This window comes from Marinomonas sp. 15G6-16 (assembly GCF_055809555.1).
In genome coordinates, this window is sequence record NZ_CM147916.1 from 1,600,673 (window position 1) to 1,621,359 (window position 20,687).

Below are 20,687 nucleotides of genomic sequence, written 5' to 3' on the forward strand. Positions count from 1 at the left end.
CTATTCTTTATGTAATTCAAGTTAGCATAAAAATTCAAGCTGGTGTTGCAATCGATAATAAATGTATAAAGTACATAGATATTGTTGCCACAACCATGATGGCGCTAAGCCGTAGAATCTATAGAAAAGACACAGAAGAGGAAATGACATGGAGCAAACACACATTGGATCTTGCTTATGCAACGCGGTTAAATTTGAGGTAAAAGGGGAATTTAAGAAGTTCTTCCTTTGTCATTGTAGCCGCTGCCGAAAATCTTCAGGTTCTGCCCATTGCTCAAACTTATTCGCACCTGGCGCAACACTGACATGGTTATCTGGCCAAGACAAACTAAGTTTCTATAAACATCCAGACACCAACTTCGCTCGCCAGTTTTGTTCAATCTGTAGCTCATTAGTGCCTATTTATGTGGAAGCACGAGACATCGTCACTGTGCCAGCGGGATGCTTAGATTCTGACGTTGAAATTTTACCGCAAGCGCATATTTTCACAGACAGCAAAGGTAATTGGGACAAGGTGATAAATGACGTTCCTTGCTATGAAAAAATGCCAGGCTAGATTCAAATGAATTGATCACGCAACCAAAAAGGCCAAGGCTCTTTTAATGGAGCCTTGGCCTTTGTCATAATGAGTAGAGTTAATTTACGCGTTCAAAAACGGGTAGTCTGTGTAACCCTTTTCCCCTGGAGTGTAAAAAGTGGTTTGATCTGGCTGGTTTAGCTCGGCTCCTTGTTTCACACGCTCAACGAAATCTGGATTCGCCAAAATGCTGGTACCGAACGCCACGCTGTCTGCTTGCTTATTTTCCAAGACTTGATGTGCTTCTTCTGGGCTGTAACCCATGTTCACCATCAGGTGACCTTTATATACTTCACGAGCGGCAGGAACGACATCCGCTTGCTGTAAGCCGAAGAAATCAGCACGCATTAAGTGCAAATACGCCAAATCGTAGTTGTTCAACATATCCGCTAAATAACGGATCAAGCCAACTGGATCGCTGTCTTTCATGCTGTTGAAGCTATTTAATGGTGAAAGACGAAGGCCTACTCGGCCGTTACCCATCACCTCAGTAACCGCTTCAATGACTTCTCTTAAGAAACGAGCACGGTTCTCGAATGAGCCGCCGTATTCATCTGTACGCTGATTGGCGCTGTCTCGTAAAAACTGATCAATTAAATAGCCATTCGCACCGTGAATTTCTACACCATCAAAGCCTGCTTCTTTAGCATTTACTGCCGCTTGGCGGAAATCACCTACGATGGCTTTGATCTCAGAAACAGTTAATGCACGAGGCACTGTGTAAGGCTTTTTACCTTCTGGTGTGTGAGTTTCGTCTTCGATGGCAATCGCACTTGGTGCAACAGGCTCTTTACCACCATTTAATAATGGGTGAGCAGCTCGGCCTGCGTGCCAAATCTGGAGGAAAATACGACCATCGGCTTTATGTACAGCTTCTGTAGTTAACTTCCAACCTTCAATTTGCTCTGGAGAGTAAATGCCAGGATCAGCACCAAAAGAGGACGTGTTTTCTGTCACCATTGTGCATTCGGCGATCAATAAACCTGTACTAGCACGTTGAGAGTAATACTCTGCCATTAAAGCATTTGGTAGATGGTTGGGCGCGCGAGTTCGCGTAAGTGGCGCCATGACAAAGCGATTTGGCAGGTCTAGATCGCCCAGTTTTACAGGGTTAAATAATAGGTTATCTGTTGCATTCATTTTCAATTGCTCCAAAAATTTCTGATTCTAGTAAGAAGAATACGTATTCAGTATGGACTTATTGTTGAAAATCAATCGCTTGCACTTTCTTTACTAACTTCTCCGTCTTGTTTAATGCATTCTAATTATCAGAAAACTTCATTGAATACATATCTTTGTCAGCTCTATTTAACATAGTTTCGATGGTGTCATTCTCTTTTACTGATGTACAACCCACACTAAATTTAATAATTAATTCCTGATTTTTTAATTTCACACTTAATGATCGACTGTCATTAATTAACTGATCTAATAAATTAGAAAACGTATGGCTTTCAAGATGTTTAATTGTGATAATAAACTCATCACCGCCCCAACGTGATACTTCACCTTTTCCTAAAAGAGTGGTTTTTAAATAGTTTGATATTTTCTTAAGCACTTCATCGCCTATTGCATGACCATATTTATCATTAACGATTTTAAAATCATTTATATCAATATTAATAATGCTAAACGCTTGTCTCGACTCGTTCCATTGACGCATGTATTCGTTAAGGTATAATTCAATGCCTCTTCGATTATACAAACTTGTAAGTGGATCTAATTGGGACAATAAACTCAATGCTTTAGTACGCTCTTCTACTTTATTCTCAAGTTCATTTTGATATTCTAGAATTGAATCCGACATCTCTTTATAGTGAGATACTAAATTCTTTATTTCTAAGCCTGCTCTTTTATTTATCTCCGGTACTAATATTTCATTTCTTTTAAGAGCACAAACAGAGTTATCAAGCTCTTTTATGGGGTTAGTCACGATTAACTTTATAAGTAGATAAATTACAATCAGAGCAATAACTAAACTAATAATAAATACAAAAAATAAACTAGAAAATTCTGTCCAAGGTAAGAAGTAATCAACATCAATAAAGTTCACCTGAAACCAGTCTATTTCAGGTATATAAATAACGCTAGCCAGTTCTCTAACACCGTTTTTATAAACAACGGCTGTTTTAACAGAGTTAGGAGTTTCCTTTGCCAATTGGAAACTATTTCTTAAGTGCGTCTTTGAACCTTCATCATCTAATATCTGAAATATTAATTTCTTATCTTCTGATTGCTTTGTAATAGAAGCATAATCAATCAAGGCTTCTTCCTGATGCAGTTGTATAGAGCCTTCATAATTAGTAAAAAATATTGCTGAGTAAATATCTTGCTTTTCGACCATTTGATCTAGAAAATCAGAAAGATCTAAACCAGTACCAACAACACCCAGTATTTCGTTCCCTTTTCGTATTAAGACATCACTCCATAATTTAACAACGCCTAACTCAACATCGGGGTTTACATTTAGGTGGACGCTTAGATTAATTTTCATGATGCTATAAAACCAGGCATCCTCAAGCTTGCTAGGATCAAGCGTATAACGGTATGAATCCATGCCTGACTTCTCGGCTTCATCGTCACGATAGTAGTAGTTATTGTTCTTTTTAAGGGCAATAAAAAATGAATTATCAGAGAATCTCGTTCGAAATTCTTCCGCATCACCTAATGCGGTTTCTTTTAATGCTTGATTATTAGGATCATCTGCCCAATTTTTAATTGAGTCAATTTCAGCAAACTCTTTAGAAAGCTCTACTTCTTGAATCAGAGGTAAAAGTGTACGCACTTTGTCATATCGAAGTTGTTTTTCTGCATAAATCTCAACCCAATTAGAAATAATATCTTCGGCTAGAACTTTCATCGATACCCAGGAAAAAAAACCTGTAAGGCAAAATATGATGGTTATAGAGATTAAAAACCTAGATTGAAGTGTCATTTTACCCTTTCCTAGAAGCATAAATTTAAATCACATGAATATTGCTCACAATTAATAGAAAATACCAGTTAAATGTGGAGGAATTTTGTATTTAAATCGTTACCTTGACTTAAAACAATGCGTTATAATCTTTTGGTTTAGTGTTAATAATTCCAAATAGAAAGAGTATAAAATGAACTTCTCTGACCTTGGCTTGCTTCAAGACATTGTATCCGTCGTTAATTCAATTGGTTATGCAACCCCTACGCCAATACAAGAATCAACTATTCCACTGATTCTTAAAAATAAAGATGTTATGGCTGGTGCTCAAACAGGAACAGGGAAAACTGCCGCATTTTCTTTACCTCTAATTCATAACATTATCTCAGAAACAAACTCAGTTAATGCGGATAAAATTAAAGTATTAGTACTTACTCCAACTCGAGAACTTGCACAACAAGTGCATTCAAGCTTTGTTAAATACAGCCATGACTTACCAGTAAAATCTGTTGTGGCTTATGGCGGAGCCAGCATTAATGTACAGATTACTGCACTGAAATGTGGCTGTGATGTTCTAGTTGCAACACCTGGCCGCTTATTAGAATTACTGATGAAAGAGCTTATTGATCTGAGTTCATTAAAAACACTGGTACTTGATGAAGCCGACCGAATGCTGGATATGGGCTTTATTATTGATATACAAAGAATTTTAAAAAAACTCCCTGAAAGCCGACAGACATTGTTCTTTTCAGCAACCTTTAATGATGACATTTTCAAATTAAGTAAATCATTATTAAAAAGCCCTGTGCTCATAGAAGTGGATAACCGTAATACGACAACACCCCAAGTAGAGCAGACTTTTTATGCTGTCGATAATAATCGTAAAAGCAGCCTTTTATCCTTCCTCATTGGCTCTAAAAATTGGCAACAAGTTCTTATTTTCACTCGCACCAAGCAAGGAGCAGATGAATTAGCCAAAGAAATGCAGAAAGACGGCATTCCAACCCAATCTATCCATGGAGACAAATCCCAAGGTGCTCGAGATCGAGTGCTTGCTGATTTTAAAGCAGGCAAAGTGCGGGCATTAGTTGCGACCGATGTGGCCGCACGAGGAATAGACATAGAACAACTTCAGTATGTCATTAATCATGAGCTTCCCTATAACGCAGAAGATTATATTCATCGTATCGGTAGAACAGGCCGCGCGGGTGCAACAGGCTTGGCAATTAGTCTTGTGTCTGAAAAAGAAAAGTATCTGCTCAAAGACATAGAAAAGCTCGTTGATGAGCAATTTATTCTTCAATGGCTACCAGGATTCGAGCCAGACATAAACAATACGAACAATTCACAGAAAAAACGTGAGCCATCTAAAAAAGAACTTCGAGCAAAAGCGCTTGGACTTCATAAAACTAAAAATAAGCCTAGAAAAAAGCGCCCCAGAAGCTCGTAACGAGATACGACAAGCTATTTATCCACATCCTCTGCAACTTATACAGCCTCTACTGACGCAGCTCAGCTTATCTAAAAGATCTAGCTGATGCCGCGTCATACCTCTATTTCGATGATTCACAGTCAAGATTGTCTCTACAAAGCCCGCCATCACAGACATCACTTCCAAGTAAAAAACGCCCATTTTTCAAAAACTTAAAAACAGAATCACCACTTCCTAGATATTTTTTCGCACTAAATATCACCCGAAAAGCCATCAAATAAAACGGATTAATGTATCTATATTTATTGAAAACCACATCAATATAGAACAAATTTACTGTAAAATTATTGTAAAACCACAGAAATACACATAACATTTACAACAAATACTACACCGTAGTTTTTTCTTATTTTTTCGCTTTTAACTATCAGAAAGGGCTGTTTGATAATGAGAGATAATGATGAAATTTTGGAAGCCAACTCAGAAAGAGAATGCGCCTTCTACTCTGATTATTTGCTCAAAAATATTAGAAGCGCATCAATTAAGAATTTACGGGGAAATACTCACGAAGAACGAGTCATCAAGCTAAATGAAGAATTAGAGGGGTTGATCAAGAAAAGTCGAGCACCTAAAAACTTCGCCTCTCAAATGCGCAGTGCTTTCAAAGCCACTCAGTTACCTATTCAACATTTCCGTTGGGTTGATAAGAAGGATGAAAGACTATGCAATTGGTTGTGGTGCTATTTAAAGAAAGCAACTTCTCAGACAGAACCAAAAGAAGCCGTCAAAAATGAAAGCTTACTGCTTCTATCCGCTAAGGCTTTCCAAATAGAAAGAGACACTGCTGCAGAAAGACAGATTGATATTCTGGATGCCTTTTACCATGGAGAAGCCACAGCCTCTCAACAGCAAGAAATACTGGAATTACTGAAAGCAAAGTGGCATGAGATTCGACAAGATGTCTCGGTAACCAATTGGCTAGAAGACAACAATCCAACACATTGGTCTTGGGCTTGGTCCTACCTACAAAACAACACGCAGAGACCTTTAGAACAAGCTTGGCTGCCAAGCAATGATATGGAAAAAAGAGCCGCAGTTATTGCTACTCTCGATTTATCTGATAACGTAGACCGCAAAGCCTTAGTCATAGATAAAATGAAGAAAGCTTGGAGCCAAAAGAAATTCAGAGAAAAATCCAGTGGCAAAAAGCCCTACAGCATCAGTATGACGCTTAACACTAAGCAAAAATTGAATGCCATGGCCGAGGAAAAAGGTATGAAAATCAATGAAATGATTGAGTACTTGGTACAAAATGAGTTTAAAAAGCGTGCTATCAACGAATGATTCAATCGTTCCGCAATATAAAAGGATTTTACCATTCTCTCTCTTGTTCAAATCCGCCTAATATTGACGCTTTCCATTATCACTTAACCACCGAATAACGAGCCGTATGAAAATCCCAAAAAGAATACAACCACTGATCGAAGACGGCTTAATAGATGAAGTACTTCGACAATTAATGAGTGGCAAAGAAGCCACGGTTTACATTGTACGCTGTGGTTCAGAAATCCGCTGCGCTAAAGTCTACAAAGAAGCGGGCAAACGCAGTTTTAAACAAGCAGTTCAATACAGAGAAGGTCGTAAAGTCCGTAATAGCCGCCGCTCAAGAGCCATGGAAAAAGGCTCAAAATTTGGTCGCGATGAGCAAGAAAGCCTTTGGCAAAATGCCGAAGTAGATGCGTTATATCGCCTCGCTGGGGCCGGTGTTCGAGTTCCTAAACCTTATGGTTGTTTTGATGGTGTACTTCTAATGGACTTGGTCACGGATGATAGTGGTGAAGTAGCGCCTCGCCTTAACGATGTCGTATTAAGCGAAGAACAAGCTAAGCGAGATCATGAAACCATCATCCGAGACATAGTTCGTATGTTATGCGAAGGGTTAATCCACGGAGATTTATCTGAATTCAATGTGCTGGTTGATTCTCACGGCCCTGTTATTATCGATTTACCCCAAGCGGTCGACGCCGTCGCCAATAATAATGCGGAATGGATGCTAGAACGTGATGTGAATAACATGCGTAACTATTACGGCATGTTTGCACCAGAGATTTTAGAAACCAAATACGCCAAAGAAATTTGGGCGCTATTTGAAGCAGGTAAGTTAACACCTACTACTGAGCTGACTGGCCATTTTGATGAACCTGAAGAAGCCGCAGACGTGGACTCAGTACTGACTGAAATCCAAGAAGCATACCAAGAAGAGCAAGAGCGCCTCGCTCGTATTCACGCTGAAGATGAGCCTGATTGATCTCAATTTAAAGCATATCCAATCTTTTTTGATCATTATTTATACATAAATTGAATTGCTTGAATAATTATGTATAATCCCGCCCCGTGTTTGACCACTGAGTCAAAACTAAAACTTAACGGCAGAAAGTTCATTATGAAACGATGAGCTTTTCTATTTGGGTTCCCTCACCCCAATCAAACGAAAAAGGTCAAAATATGAGTAATTTCACACCTGCGCAACAGGCGAAAGCACTGCGCTACCTAGCAATGTTCCACCTAATCATCATTGCTTCTAGTAACTATCTGGTTCAAATCCCCTTCACGATTGCAGGGTTTCATACCACTTGGGGAGCATTTTCTTTTCCCTTTATCTTCTTAGCAACAGATTTAACAGTCCGCATATTTGGCGCCGCTTTAGCACGCAAAATCATCTTCCTAGTCATGATTCCATCACTCATTGTGTCTTATGTGTTGTCAGTGATTTTTGCAAATGGCGTATTCCAAGGGTTTGAAACACTCGGCTCGTTCAACACTTTTGTTGGTCGTATCGCGCTTGCTAGTTTACTGGCTTACTTGTTAGGTCAGATTCTGGACATAAGAGTATTCAATAAGCTGAGAGCATTGAAAGCATGGTGGATTGCGCCAGCAGCATCAACATTGCTTGGAAATGGCTTGGATACATTGGCCTTTTTTGGTATTGCTTTTTATCAGAGCCCTGACCCTTTCATGGCGCAACATTGGCAAGAAATCGCCCTTGCGGATTATGCTTTCAAGCTGATTATTAGCCTTGGCCTATTCATTCCAATTTATGGTGTTTTGTTGAATTACTTAACCAAGAAAATCACCACAATTAACCCATCGTTCACTGCTTCAGAAGCAAAACTGGAAAGCTAACACCAAAGGTCGCCAAATCGATCTCGATGACTGAGGTAGACTCGCAGATCGAATTCAAGCTGATGGTAATCTGGCTCCATATAGCAGCAAAGCTTATAAAAGGCTTTGCTGTGATCCTTCTCTTTTAAGTGCGCTAACTCGTGCACGACAATCATCTTTAGCAAGGGTTCTGGTAACTGCCGAAACAAAGCCGCAATACGGATCTCATTCTTGGCTTTTAGCTTATTTCCCTGCTTTCTAGACACATAAGTATGCAGACCTAGCGCATTATTGATGATGTGGATTTTGTCGTCATAAATGACTTTGCTGATTGGTGGCGAGCTTCGCATAAACTCATTTTTGAGATCCATAACGTATTCATATAATCCACGAACACCATTCAAATTATGAGCCGTTGGATACTTCTTCAATAACCATTCTGCTGACTTTTCAGCGTCTAATAGACTTTTAACTTGCTCTTGAACATGGTCGCTGTAGCCATTTAAATAATTTTTTACGCTTTGAGTAGAGTTACCATGACTCATCGAATGACCTACTAAAAAAGACTGCTAGAAAAATAAGGGAAGATTAAGAAAGCGGGCTATTACAAATAATTGAAGAAACACAGTTTTTCCCTGCTACTTTGGATTTATATAACGCTTTATCGGCGCTATTTAAAAGCTCGCCAATCGAGCATTTACCTTGCTCCTGATAGGCCACGCCTAACGAAGCAGTAAAAGAAATATTCTCACTTTCAGGGCTTAACACTGTGCTGGTTTCGATAGATTTACGAAGAGATTCCGCCTGCGAGACAGCTTGAGCCTCAGTCTGATTAGGCAACAAGATCGCAAATTCTTCGCCGCCAATTCGAGCAACAATATTATCTTTCCCTAAAGCCATTTTGCTTACTTCAGCTAACTTCTGTAAGACTAAATCCCCTGTTTTATGACCGTAAGCATCATTGATGTATTTAAAGTTGTCTAAGTCCAGCATCACAAGAGCAAGGCGCTCAGACGAAGAGCACGCCACAATTTCCTCACACTGCTTAAAGAAATACCCTCGATTACACAGCCCAGTTAAATGATCATAATAGGCTCTTTGCTCTAGCTCTTCTTGCGCTTTAAAGCTTTCTATCGCAATACTCACCAAGTTGCTTGCAAAATTAATTAACTCGAAGTCTTTTTCGGTTGGAGAGGATGAAACACGTTTATAAAATGCAAAAGTGCCTAATAATCGATTTTTTGAAGAAATAATCGGCTCAGACCAACAAGCAGCAACATTGGCTTTATCCGCCAACTCAGAGAAAAGTGCCCAGTTTTTATGAGTGTTAATATCTTCAACAATGACGCGCTCCCCTAAATAGGCCGCGGCACCACAAGAGCCAACATCGGGCCCAATTGCAACACCGTCTATTGCTTCATTATAAAAATCTGGGAGATCAGGAGCAGAGCCAAGCCTTAGACATTTATTAACTTCATCATATAGCAACACACTGCACAAGGTATCTGGGCTTTCTAACTGAATTTGCTTAACAATAACCTGTAGGATGTCTTTCAATTTAGAGCTTTTGGCCACCATTGCCAACATATCACTTTGGGTACGGGAGCGTTTCTCTGCGATCAAATAGTCAGTGATGTCATTGAAATACCACAACCTCTTTTCACCCACAGTTGAGAAGCTCATGATGACATGTCTGACAGAGCCATCTTTGCAAAAAAGTCGCGCTTTTAAACCTTCTGAGGAGAATTTACTGCTGTGATTAAGAGCCCAAGGTTCAACCACATTCTGAACAAATTCCTTGTCATGAGCCACACGCAAACACCATGCGTCAATATCAGGTAGATCTTCTAACGTATATCCAAACAATTGATTAAAACTTTTATTCAGATATTCAATTCGACCAGTCGATATATTTGTCCATCCAACAGCTATTGGTGTTGTATTTAGAATATCTTCTAATCGAATATCATTATTTAAATCTGCTTCCATAACACTTTCCATGAGAAGTTTTTTCTCTTTTAAGATGTACTTAATCTTAACCTTCTATTCAAAATGAAGTAACCATGAAAGGTAATATGAAACAAAATTTTACGTCTATACACTCTAGCGCTTTTAATATAGCTCTGTTTTATAAAACGCGCCTCCTTAAGTGAACAAGAACAACTTACAAGCCGCTAATGTAGACATAATCCGAATCATCCATTTGAACTGTATTGGGTTCACTTTCTTTAAAAAGTGGTAACCGATATAAGAACCAAGCGCTAATCCAGGTAAGGCGTACAAGCTGGTTTCCGCACTCTCGACAGACAACAAGCCAATGCTCATGTACAAAGGAAGCTTCAATATATTAATGATGAAGAATGCCCATGCTCGGGTGCTAACGTATGTCTTTTTCTCTAGTTTTTGCTCCAATAAAAATAAGCTAAACAAAGGCCCTGCTGCATTAGCGACCATGCTGATTACTCCTCCAAAAAAGCCCATTAAGTAAGCTGTAACTGGTTTACGCATGAAAGCAGCAGGTCGAAAATCAAGGTACAAGCCCAATACAATCATGGCGACAATGGTTGCACCAAGGAAGCTTAAAAACTGATCGGCATCTAGATTTGCTAAAAACTGACTACCGATGAAAACACCTAGAAAGGCTAACGGTAAGAATCGACCTAAAACGCCCCAAGCTATTTTGTTTCTGTAACTAGCGACGGCCATTAAATCTGTCACAAGGTACAACGGCAATAATATCCCTAACGCTTCTGGTCCAGGAAAAGCGATCATAACGATCGGCAACACCAGTAAGCCCATACCGCCTACTGAAAACTTTGAAAAGCCGGTAATCAAACCCGCTAAAAACAATACGACTAACGGTAAATCCACTTAGTCCTCCTTACTTCTTCTAATAACAATCACATAACGGCTAGATGAAAAATAATGTCTTTCAAGTGCTCGTCCAATGAATGAAATCATAAGGCAAATAATGAAAAATAAATAATTTCGTTTTATTATTGAAATGATAATAATTTGTGATCGTTATTAGAGAGCATAGTATGAAACTAGATCAGTTAAGAGCCTTTATTGCAGTCGTTGAAACAGGCAGCTTTCGCTCCGCCGCAGATGCTATTCATAAAACTCAGCCAGGCATCAGTGCTGCAGTTAAAGCACTAGAAGCTCAATATGGAATTTCGTTATTTGATCGTGACAGTTACCGCCCAACACTCACGACAGAAGGACATGCTTTTTTCCAGCAAAGCAAAAAGCTGATCTCCCAAGCGCAGCAACTTGAAAACCTAGGTCATGATTTAGCGAAAGGCATAGAAGCACCCTTGCACCTTTGTCTGAGCCAAATGAGCGTAAACGATGCCTGCATGATGAGAATAAAGGCGTTTCAATCACAATACCCTGAAACCTCTTTAGACATAATGACAGACCATTTGTACGGCGTTCAGGAAGCGCTCACGAAGAATAAATGTGAGATTGCCATTGGACCAAGATATGGATTAGATGATCGTCACGCCTTCGTAGAGCTGTATAGAATCGATATGATTACTGTTGTGAACCCTGAAGTATTGGCTTCCCTTACTCAGAATCAAACCAACCCATCAAAAACGCCAATAAGTGGGGCGAAGATAAAGCAACAACAGCTTTATGCTTTGCCACAGATTCTAGTTTCCAATACTGCCGCTAACTCCGCAGAAAATGGCCACAGATACGTGCTACCAACTGGTAAGCGCTGGTACGTGAACGATTTTCAGACAAAAAAAACCATGCTGCTGCATGGTCTTGGTTGGGCGAGAATGCCGAAACACATCATTGGCTCAGAACTTGAAAATGGTCAGTTAATTCCAATCGAGGTCGAAAACTTCACGTCTCAGAACCAAGTTCCTATCTTCATGATTCGCCTTCGCCATCAGACTCAAAGCGCTCAATCCTCTCTCTTTTGGGAAAGAATGAAGCGCTTTTCTGATACATCAGATAACCTTGTGAAATAAGCTACTAATGAATAAGTCTTATGGTTTCTTGTTTAGAGCCCAATCGTAGCTCAGGAATTTGATGTCTACTTTTTCATTACTAAGATCAGCTTTTACACTCTCAGGTAGTGACATGGCAGACGCATAGTTGTGAATAAAAGCTTCCAATGAGTTGTAGCCTTTCCAACCTTTTTCAAAGTCTTCTCGGTACCATTTAAAGATAGAAGAAAGCTCTAATTTCTTACCATTCAAACGGTTACGACTGCTATCGGCTAAAAACAATTCAGTTTGTGTTTCTAGCAAGCTGTCTAAATTATCACCTTGGAAAGCAATATTAGCCAAAGCAGGGCAACCAATACTTGCGCAGTTAACCGCAAAGTGGATACGAGGATCGTTATAACGATCTGAGCCACGAATCAGCGTATGCTCGATGTTATCAAGGGAACGAGTTTCCCCTAACAAGGGCACAAACTCTTTGCTCCAAGGAGAGCTGAAGAAGCTTCCCAAATCCTTAATCGACTTCAAGTCAGGCCATTTCGTCAGAATGAAACTGACAGTCCAGGCATTGTATGCGTTAATCAAAAATGCCAGTTGGTCTTCTTTTGGCCAAGCATCAAATTCAGACTGGCTAACACCTTCTAATGCTTTTAAATACGCATTTAAAGCGGCTTCATTATCAGCAAAAGCTTGGTAATCCACTTGGCTGGCCTTACCGCCTTCAAGCAAATGAACATTTTGTTGTAATAACGCATTCCATGCGGAGTGGTCAAAAGCGTTAGCAGCATTGGCGCTAATACTTTGTAAACCTAATAGAGCACATAAAACAATCAACCAGTTTTTCATTTGCTTAACCTCGACGCCATGTATGGTATTTTTCAATCCAGTTCAGAAGACGCTCTGGTGTGTGAGCACGTTTCCATTCACCAGCGGCGTATTTGTTCGATTCCGCCCACGTTGGGTAAGTGTGAATCGTGCCTAGGATTTTGTTCAAACCTAAACCGTGTTTCATGGCCAAGACAAATTCAGCCAGTAAGTCACCTGAATGTTCACCCACAATGGTAACGCCTAAGATCTTATCTTTACCCGGAACCGTTAAGACTTTCACAAATCCTTTTGTCGCACTTTCTGCAATGGCACGATCCAGTTCGTCAAATTCATAACGCACCATTTCATACGCAATGCCTTGCTCTTTGGCTTCTTGCTCACTTAAACCAACGCGCGCCACTTCTGGGTCAACGAATGTCGCCCAAGGAATTACACGGTAATCCGCACGGAACTTCTTAAAGGTGCCAAACAAAGCATTTACCGCTGTGTACCAAGCTTGGTGTGCCGCAACATGAGTAAACTGATAAGGGCCAGCCACATCGCCTGCTGCATAAATATTTGGATAAAGTGTTTCTAAGTAATCGTTCGTCACGATATTGCGATCTGTTTCGATGCCTAGATTCTCTAATCCATAGCCTTCAAGGCGGGCTTGACGACCAACAGCACACAGCAAGGCATCAAATTCGATCACGCTTTCTACGCCGTCTTTTTCGACAATTAAGCGCTTCACATCACCTTCTTTCTCACAACGAACCGCATTATGAGAGGTTAAGATATTCACGCCATCGGCTCTCATGCTTTTCTGAACCAATTCAGACACTTCTTCGTCTTCACGAATCATGATGCGTTCGCCACGTTCCACCTGTGTCACATTTGAACCAAGGCGAGCGAAGCTTTGCGCCAACTCAGAACCGATCGGGCCACCGCCCAACACAACAAGACGTTTTGGCGGCTCATCAAATTTAGCGAACTCTTCCCAAAGCGTATCGCTCGTGTAATAACCCACATCGTCTAAACCTGGTAATGGTGGTACGAATGGACGAGCGCCTGTTGCCAACACAATACTGCGCGCTGTCATACGTTTAGTGCCGCCGTCATTCAGTTGAATTTCAACTGTCCAAGGGTCGATCAGTTTCCCGTAACCTTGTACAACATCCACACCAAGGGCCGTGTAACGCTCAACACTGTCATGAGGCTCTATCTGGCTGATGACATCATGAACGCGTGCCATGACTTTTTTGAAGGAGAAAGCGGGCTCACTGCTGTTCAAACCGTAGTTTTCGGCATGTCGCATTTGCTGGGCGATTTTGGCACTTTTAATGATGGCTTTACTTGGTACACAACCATAGTTAAGGCAATCACCACCCATTTTATTAGCTTCAATCAAGGTCACTTTGGCTTTTACTGCAGCCGCAATGTAAGCACTTACTAAGCCACCAGCACCGCCACCAATAACAATCAGGTTACGATCAAATGTTTTTGGTTTTGTATAGCCTGCATAAACACGACGCGCTTTAATAATGTTGATCAATTTTTTAGCAATCAAAGGGAACACACCTAATAGAACGAAAGAAAGTAGTAATGGAGGAGACAAGATGCCCGACAAGCTCTCTAGCTGACCAAGCTGCGTACCCGCGTTCACGAATACAAACGTACCTGCCAACATGCCTAACTGGCTCGCCCAGTAGAAGGTGAAAGCACGAATGGTTGTTAAGCCCATCAACAGGTTAATCAAGAAGAAAGGGAAAATAGGAACAAGACGAAGCGTGAATAAGTAGAACGCGCCTTCTTTTTCAATGCCTTCATTAAAGGCTTTTAAACGGTCACCAAAGCGCTTTTGAACTGTGTCTTGAAGCAAATAACGAGAAACAAGAAAGGCTAACGTCGCACCGATACTGCTGGCGAAGGAAACGATTAATAAACCCCAGCCTAAACCGAATAAAGCACCAGCGGCTAATGTCATAATCGCAGCGCCTGGCAAAGACAAGGCGGTCACAATCACGTACAAGACCAAAAACGCACCGCCAATCAACAGAGGACTTTCAGCACGCCATGCTTCAAATGTATCTAAACCTGACTTCAAACCCTCGAGAGTGAGTAGCTTATGCAAATCAAAATAAAAGAATACGGCAGCAAGTACCGCGATGATGACCAGTAACCCAATTTTCTTCATGTAAGACTCCAATACAATCATTCCAGTGCAAATCAACACGTTATGCAGCTGATGTTATAAATATTAGACGTCAAAAGGAGAATAATGTTACAAATTCCAAAATTATTTCTGAGATAAACTCTCAAAAGCCACAATTCGTCCATTTTATGTGGCTAATAAAACTAACTTTATCTCTTAGATATTTTAGAAGAAGCAATTAAGCGGAATACTAAAAAACAAGCAGATAAGCCCAAGGCGCAAATCACTAGAACCATAGAAACCAATCCGTTCACGCCAAACAAAGTCACAAGCGTCGCAAAAACTGGTGGCCCGATTGTCGCACCAAGATTACCAAACTGAGCAATGAGCCCATAACCCTGAGCTTGTTCTGCCGGATTTCTTGCCAATACAGGAATCAAGGCTAACGACGCACCAGGAATCATACCTAAAAACAAAATCAGCACACCAACAACAAAAGCAAACCAAAGTGGCTCTTGATACACAAACAACAAAATAAGACCGCACATCGCCACGGTGGAGTAAGCCATCATGGCAACACGTTGAGGTTTCATAACATATTGCGCCAGTGCACCAGCTATAAAGGTTCCACTGGTACTGACTAATGGTAAAACCACCAGCATCAAAGCTTGGATAGTTGAGTCACTCACTAAACGAGGAATGTACGTCAGTAAGGACACTAGCGTACAGGTATAAAAAAGAAACACTGTACTGGGCAAAAGCGCTCTTGGGTTACGGTAAACATTCAGCATTTGACGTAAAAAACTGCCTTGATTGGCACTCACAGGCGCAATATCCAATACCGAGTTCTTACGCAGCAATACAAATAGCACAACGCCCATCAAAGAGATCAACACACCGTGACTAAAAAACAACTCATGCATGCCATAATTATCTAGCGTCCATTTACCCACGCCACCACTTACTGCGAAAGCCACTCCAAAAAAGGTTCCCCATAATCCCATGGTTAAAGATCGATGCTTGTCCGAACTTAACTTGGCAATTAACGTCGGTGCAGAAACCACCACGCCCAGTTGAGAAAAACCTTCTAAAATCCGCGTAATAAAGATCAATTCAAAAGGCGGCAATGTCGCTTGGACAAAAGACAAAATACCGCCTAAAAACAACGCACCCATTAATACTTTCAAATAACCCACTCGGCTCGCAATCAGGCCGCCAAATACGCCAAATACTAAACCAGCCACACCCACAACAGACAAAGCAGCGCCTGTTAATGTTGCTCCCGTTTGATAATGCTGTAGCAAAGCGTCATAAGAAATAGAGAACTTGGCAAATTGCATGGCGGCAGAAACACCCGCAATCCAAAGAAATATAACGGGAATAAACTGTGTTTTTATTTCAGGAGTGTGTGTTTTAAGGGTCTCAGATGGCATTTATTTTCCTTATCGAAAGCGTCCATATTAAAAAAACAAAAGAAGCAATCCTTCTAATCTTGATCTTTTGGGCAGAAATAGGCGCGCTATTCTAAATCAAAGTCGCCGCTTTAGGGGATAGGAAAGGAGAAAATATAAAGAATAGCTCAAGGAAGGTGCGAATAAGTCTTCTGAGCTTCAGTCTTATCAGAGAAACGGTCTATCAAGGCAAGAGTGAGCAGGAATGTTAATACCTTTCAATCACTCTTAACGCAGAGAGGCCGCTTCTCTGAAAGACCCGAAGGGCGTGAGCTAAACACTTTTTATTCTTTGTTAAGCTTCTTGCCAATATATTCATATTGGACTGTGAAGCTTGCCTCGAATAATAAAGGTTTATCCACACGCTGAAGCCAGTGGACTTGTTCGTACCTTCCTTAGCGTAAATCACATTAAGCTATTCAACTGAGCTGATTAGGACTGATGAGTCACTACCGTAAGATCGGACTTTCGAAGCTCTTTAAAGCGCAATCCGATGTTGCCAAAGATAAGCAGGAAACCACCGATAATTTGGTAGAAGGTTAAATCCAAATCTAAGAAGTACCAGTTAATCGCCGCAGCGAAAACAGGGAAAGACAACTCGGCTAACGTCGCCAATTGCGCAGGCACTGTTTTCAGCCCTTGATAATAGAACCACATGCCAATAAAGCCGCTTAGCAAAGCCATGGCAACCACTAGGCTCAGATCGACAGATTCCATTGCCGTTAAGCTGTTCGTCTGCGCCAGCGCTAAAGGCAATAATACCAACAGGCCTGCGACAAAGCGGCCAGACATAATCGCATTAGCAGGTATGTTTTGATGCGATAAGTACTTCCCACATACCGTTGCCGCGCCCCATGCAAAAACAGCAATTAAGGTATATCCATAGCCTTTGAAAATGCTCATGTTATCACTAGAGTAATGCCATTGAGCCTCTCCTAAGGTGCGTAAATCTGGCCACATCATCACAAAACTACCAAATAAAATCACCACAGCCCAACGTAAAAATTGACCTTCAATGCGCTCTTTCAAGAACCAATAAGCCAACAAGATCGCAATCACGGGTTGTAGCTTCTGCAGCAAAATCACCACGGTTGGATTCAAATATTGAAACGCTTCGGTGAATGCCAAGGTTCCCACAGCGGAGCCAACGCCACCAATGAAAAACAAACACAGAAAGCTATTCATCGACATTTGGCGATAAACATGGCGTGCACGCCAAAGCATAGGACTAACAAATAGCACCAAAGTAAGGTGTTCAATAAGAACAATTTGCAGAGTGGAATAACCCGCGCCCAACAGTGGATAACGAATTAAAGTATCAAGCGCCCACGTAAAGCACGCGATCATGATAAAGAATGTTCCTGCCATCTTGGTTTCTCCAATAAGTAAGATGCACAGGGGTGATGAGGAATATACCAAGACACTTACATAACCAAAGCATGTAAGAAAAAACGCATAGAAAGCGCCAACAAAAATAACCATTACTCGCTAAGAGAAATGATTCTTTGTTGCTTGGTCGATCTTCTATCATCCGGACTGTAACCGTCGGCTCTGGAGTCTCACCAGATCTGCTGACCTTAGATTTTCAATTGCTATTCAATCTAAGCGCTCGCGGGCTTTTTAATGCAATACCAAAGAAGCATTTTATTAAATTACCGCCGGTGGGGAATTTCGCCCCGCCCCGAAGTTCGATTAATGTAAAAAGTAATGGACTAACTCTAAACCCATCCTCGTTTTTAGGCAATATACTCAGCCACGAGAAAGCCATTTTATGCTGCATCTTAGCTAAAAATTACTATACACTTCCGCCCTCTCATTAAGATTCTCTGAATGAAAAGGAATTTACGTGCAAACATCTTCAAGAAGTGGCGTTTTTTACGCGTTAAGCGCCTTTATTCTGTGGGCGATTACTCCCATTTACTTTAAAGAAATGTCGTTTCTTCCCGCAACAGAGATTCTTTCACATCGAATTATCTGGTCTTGTCTCATTGTCTTAGTCTTAATCCTAATACTAGGTTACGGCAAAGCACTTAAAGCCGTGGTTCAGTCGCCAAAAACCTTAATGGCTATGGCAGTTTCTACTGTGCTGATTGCAATCAACTGGGGAACATTTATTTGGGCCGTACAAAACGACCAAATGCTCAGCGCTAGCTTGGGTTACTACATTAATCCGCTCATTAGTATTTTATTGGGTGTGATCTTTTTCAAAGACAAACTAGATAGAGTCCGTAAAGCCGCGGTTCTTTTATGTTTTGGCGCAGTGGCGTTTGAGGTGATCAAATTTGGCTCTTTGCCTTGGGTTGCCTTATCTCTCGCCATCAGCTTTGGCTTTTATGGCTTAGTACGTAAAAAAGTCGCAGTGGATAGTTTCACTGGAATGGCGATTGAAACAGGAATCCTTTTACCTTTCGCACTCACTTATTTGATGTTGACGGATTCTTCCTCTGGGAACCTTTTCGACAACAGCACGACCACCAATTTATTACTTTTCGCGGCGGGCCCAGTTACCATGATTCCACTCATGTGTTTTGCGGCAGCAGCAAATCGCGTCAGCATGGTTACGCTCGGCTTTTTTCAATACATTGGTCCAACCGGCATGTTTATTTTGGCGGTATTTTTATATAACGAACCCTTAAGTATCGATAAGCTGATTACCTTTATTTTGATTTGGGCAGCTTTGGCTATGCTGGTGTTCGACTCTATTCGTCGAATGCGTAATACTCGCGCAAGAAACGCATTACAAAAAAGCCAAGAAACGCCCTAAAATCGGCTTATACAGATAAGTCGATTTTTTACGATTTTAGGTGAAATTTTTATTCCCTTTTTCCTCGCTTAAGCACACAATCGGCGCCTCTTTGGCCACTGATGCGACTTAAATGAAAATCATCTCTTTTGATGCATTAAGAACACTTCATTTACCGAATGTTCGATACATAAAACCTGAATCTATGTATGAACATTTAGATGAAATCAAACAGGCGGATTGGCTGCTTTTTCCTCAGTATTGGCAATTAAACGCCTTAATATTTGGCCTTAAAAAGCGCATATTTCCTAGCCTAGCCTCTTACATGATTGGTCATGACAAGATCGAAATGACTCGTACATTTCGGACAGTGGCGCCAGCACATCACCCTTATACTGTGATTGCAGCAAACACACCTTATGAAGCAGACAAAATCTGGGACGAAATGCCATCGCCTTTCGTGGCGAAAATCCCCCGCAGCAGCATGGGGAATGGTGTCTTCTTGATTGAAACATTAGGACAATGGCGCGATTACATCGCTCTAACAGATGTGCTTTATGTGCAGGAGTACTTACCCATCGACCGCGATATGCGCATCATTTGGGTCGGGAATAAAATCGTCAACGGATACTGGCGCTTGCAGTCGGACAATGGTTTCCACAATAACATTAGCCAAGGCGGCCAGGTAGAAGTAGCTTTGATTCCGAAAGAAGCTCAAGACTTAGTAACCTTTTTAGCGGAATCATTAGACATTAATCACGCTGGATTCGATGTCGCGATGGTCGGCTCTGTTCCTTATGTAATTGAAATCAATCGTATTTTTGGGAACCAAGGAATCAGTAGCATTCAGCACGATGTGAATAATGAGCTTCTCAATTATCTAAATGAGCAGCATGTATTATCTACTGCAGGTTTGATTGATCAGCCAAGCGGGTTTTAGGCAAGAAAGTTAGAGAAGCTACTTTTCCATAGCGGTGAGCGCTTGCCTTAAATACAAGGCAACATCACCCTGTGAGCGAGTTTTGATAGAGCACTCTTTGATGGCGATCAAATAGTCTGTGGCAAACTTTTTCTCTGAGTGGCGGTCATCTAGATATTCTATAAATCGCGACTGTTGACGGTTAAACAGCTTTTTCATCAATTTAGCTTGAGCAAGGTTTCCGCCATACAACTTAAGCAGTTTCGGATCAATCACATCATTCTCAAGGTAGCGGGCATAACCAAACAGGCCTTTATGTATGATTTCCTTGTCTTCTGGCGAGTACACAGACTCTGAACTTTCGAGCTTGCTATTAACGAAGTCCACCAACGCCAAGCAGGAGTGAATTTCATTAATAGAGGTTTTAGCCATAGCGTTCGTCATGGAAAAGAAAAAAATGACAAACAAAGCACTGTGTTTATAAATATTCAAGCCGCCTTCCTTTTTATTATTTATCACTTAGACCAAAAGCGCCTAAATGCACACCTGACACAAAGTATATTAGTACCGC

General features: G+C 41.0%; 18 protein-coding genes and 1 riboswitch. Of the genes, 8 read left to right on the plus strand and 10 right to left on the minus strand.

The window, feature by feature from the left end; translation table 11 throughout:
- The first annotated feature begins 148 nt into the window (after positions 1 to 148).
- Positions 149 to 556 carry a GFA family protein gene (locus AC0L46_RS07800; protein ID WP_473507056.1) on the plus strand — a complete coding sequence of 136 codons (408 nt, stop codon included), beginning with the start codon at positions 149 to 151 and terminating at the stop codon, positions 554 to 556.
- Positions 557 to 640: 84 nt separating this feature from the next.
- Here the strand turns inward: AC0L46_RS07800 and AC0L46_RS07805 are convergent, their stop codons facing one another.
- Both AC0L46_RS07805 and AC0L46_RS07810 read right to left on the minus strand, forming a co-directional pair.
- The gene (locus tag AC0L46_RS07805) at positions 641 to 1,717 is read right to left on the minus strand and encodes an alkene reductase (RefSeq protein WP_414681473.1); all 1,077 of its coding nucleotides are present in this window, start codon (positions 1,715 to 1,717) and stop codon (positions 641 to 643) included.
- 121 nt (positions 1,718 to 1,838) lie between these two features.
- A complete protein-coding gene (locus AC0L46_RS07810) occupies positions 1,839 to 3,512 on the minus strand; it encodes a GGDEF domain-containing protein (RefSeq protein ID WP_473507058.1) in 1,674 nt (557 codons plus the stop codon).
- Between the two features lie 172 nt (positions 3,513 to 3,684).
- Here AC0L46_RS07810 and AC0L46_RS07815 point away from each other — a divergent pair, with 172 nt between their 5' ends.
- From AC0L46_RS07815 to AC0L46_RS07830, 4 genes are all read left to right on the plus strand, one after another.
- A complete protein-coding gene (locus AC0L46_RS07815; RefSeq protein WP_473507060.1) occupies positions 3,685 to 4,941 on the plus strand; it encodes a DEAD/DEAH box helicase in 1,257 nt (418 codons plus the stop codon).
- 429 nt (positions 4,942 to 5,370) lie between these two features.
- Positions 5,371 to 6,267: a hypothetical protein gene (locus AC0L46_RS07820; RefSeq protein ID WP_473507062.1), complete on the plus strand. Its 897-nt coding sequence runs from the start codon at positions 5,371 to 5,373 to the stop codon at positions 6,265 to 6,267.
- Between the two features lie 106 nt (positions 6,268 to 6,373).
- Positions 6,374 to 7,231 (plus strand): PA4780 family RIO1-like protein kinase, encoded by an 858-nt coding sequence (locus AC0L46_RS07825; RefSeq protein ID WP_473507064.1) that lies wholly within the window; start codon positions 6,374 to 6,376, stop codon positions 7,229 to 7,231.
- A 197-nt stretch (positions 7,232 to 7,428) separates the two neighbouring features.
- A complete protein-coding gene (locus AC0L46_RS07830) occupies positions 7,429 to 8,106 on the plus strand; it encodes a 7-cyano-7-deazaguanine/7-aminomethyl-7-deazaguanine transporter (RefSeq protein ID WP_414681478.1) in 678 nt (225 codons plus the stop codon).
- On the opposite strand, the gene AC0L46_RS07835 is transcribed toward AC0L46_RS07830, so the two are convergent.
- The 3 genes from AC0L46_RS07835 to AC0L46_RS07845 all read right to left on the minus strand — a co-directional run bounded on the left by AC0L46_RS07835 (position 8,103) and on the right by AC0L46_RS07845 (position 10,956).
- Positions 8,103 to 8,630 carry a M48 metallopeptidase family protein gene (locus AC0L46_RS07835; RefSeq protein ID WP_473507066.1) on the minus strand — a complete coding sequence of 176 codons (528 nt, stop codon included), beginning with the start codon at positions 8,628 to 8,630 and terminating at the stop codon, positions 8,103 to 8,105. The genes AC0L46_RS07830 and AC0L46_RS07835 overlap by 4 nt on opposite strands.
- 43 nt (positions 8,631 to 8,673) lie before the next feature.
- Positions 8,674 to 10,074 (minus strand): bifunctional diguanylate cyclase/phosphodiesterase, encoded by a 1,401-nt coding sequence (locus tag AC0L46_RS07840; protein WP_473507068.1) that lies wholly within the window; start codon positions 10,072 to 10,074, stop codon positions 8,674 to 8,676.
- Between the two features lie 156 nt (positions 10,075 to 10,230).
- Complete coding sequence (locus AC0L46_RS07845) at positions 10,231 to 10,956, minus strand: sulfite exporter TauE/SafE family protein (RefSeq protein ID WP_414681480.1); 726 nt, start codon at positions 10,954 to 10,956, stop codon at positions 10,231 to 10,233.
- Positions 10,957 to 11,126: 170 nt separating this feature from the next.
- On the opposite strand from AC0L46_RS07845, the gene AC0L46_RS07850 reads away from it, so the two are divergent.
- On the plus strand, positions 11,127 to 12,068 hold the full coding sequence (locus AC0L46_RS07850) for a LysR family transcriptional regulator (protein WP_473507070.1): 942 nt from the start codon (positions 11,127 to 11,129) through the stop codon (positions 12,066 to 12,068).
- An 18-nt stretch (positions 12,069 to 12,086) separates the two neighbouring features.
- On the opposite strand, the gene AC0L46_RS07855 is transcribed toward AC0L46_RS07850, so the two are convergent.
- From AC0L46_RS07855 to AC0L46_RS07870, 4 genes are all read right to left on the minus strand, one after another.
- The gene (locus AC0L46_RS07855; RefSeq protein WP_473507072.1) at positions 12,087 to 12,890 is read right to left on the minus strand and encodes a DUF547 domain-containing protein; all 804 of its coding nucleotides are present in this window, start codon (positions 12,888 to 12,890) and stop codon (positions 12,087 to 12,089) included.
- A gap of 4 nt (positions 12,891 to 12,894) precedes the next feature.
- Positions 12,895 to 15,045 carry an FAD-dependent oxidoreductase gene (locus AC0L46_RS07860; RefSeq protein ID WP_473507074.1) on the minus strand — a complete coding sequence of 717 codons (2,151 nt, stop codon included), beginning with the start codon at positions 15,043 to 15,045 and terminating at the stop codon, positions 12,895 to 12,897.
- Between the two features lie 167 nt (positions 15,046 to 15,212).
- Positions 15,213 to 16,436: an MFS transporter gene (locus AC0L46_RS07865; protein ID WP_473502750.1), complete on the minus strand. Its 1,224-nt coding sequence runs from the start codon at positions 16,434 to 16,436 to the stop codon at positions 15,213 to 15,215.
- A 450-nt stretch (positions 16,437 to 16,886) separates the two neighbouring features.
- Positions 16,887 to 17,822 carry a DMT family transporter gene (locus tag AC0L46_RS07870; RefSeq protein WP_473502752.1) on the minus strand — a complete coding sequence of 312 codons (936 nt, stop codon included), beginning with the start codon at positions 17,820 to 17,822 and terminating at the stop codon, positions 16,887 to 16,889.
- Between the two features lie 147 nt (positions 17,823 to 17,969).
- Positions 17,970 to 18,147, minus strand: a riboswitch (FMN riboswitch).
- A 153-nt stretch (positions 18,148 to 18,300) separates the two neighbouring features.
- Between AC0L46_RS07870 and rarD the strand changes: the two genes are divergently transcribed.
- The gene (gene rarD, locus AC0L46_RS07875) at positions 18,301 to 19,218 is read left to right on the plus strand and encodes an EamA family transporter RarD (protein WP_473502754.1); all 918 of its coding nucleotides are present in this window, start codon (positions 18,301 to 18,303) and stop codon (positions 19,216 to 19,218) included.
- A 112-nt stretch (positions 19,219 to 19,330) separates the two neighbouring features.
- Complete coding sequence (locus AC0L46_RS07880; protein ID WP_473502756.1) at positions 19,331 to 20,137, plus strand: ATP-grasp domain-containing protein; 807 nt, start codon at positions 19,331 to 19,333, stop codon at positions 20,135 to 20,137.
- Positions 20,138 to 20,155: 18 nt separating this feature from the next.
- Here AC0L46_RS07880 and AC0L46_RS07885 read toward each other — a convergent pair whose 3' ends face one another.
- On the minus strand, positions 20,156 to 20,608 hold the full coding sequence (locus tag AC0L46_RS07885; protein WP_473502758.1) for a hypothetical protein: 453 nt from the start codon (positions 20,606 to 20,608) through the stop codon (positions 20,156 to 20,158).
- Between the last annotated feature and the right edge of the window lie 79 nt (positions 20,609 to 20,687).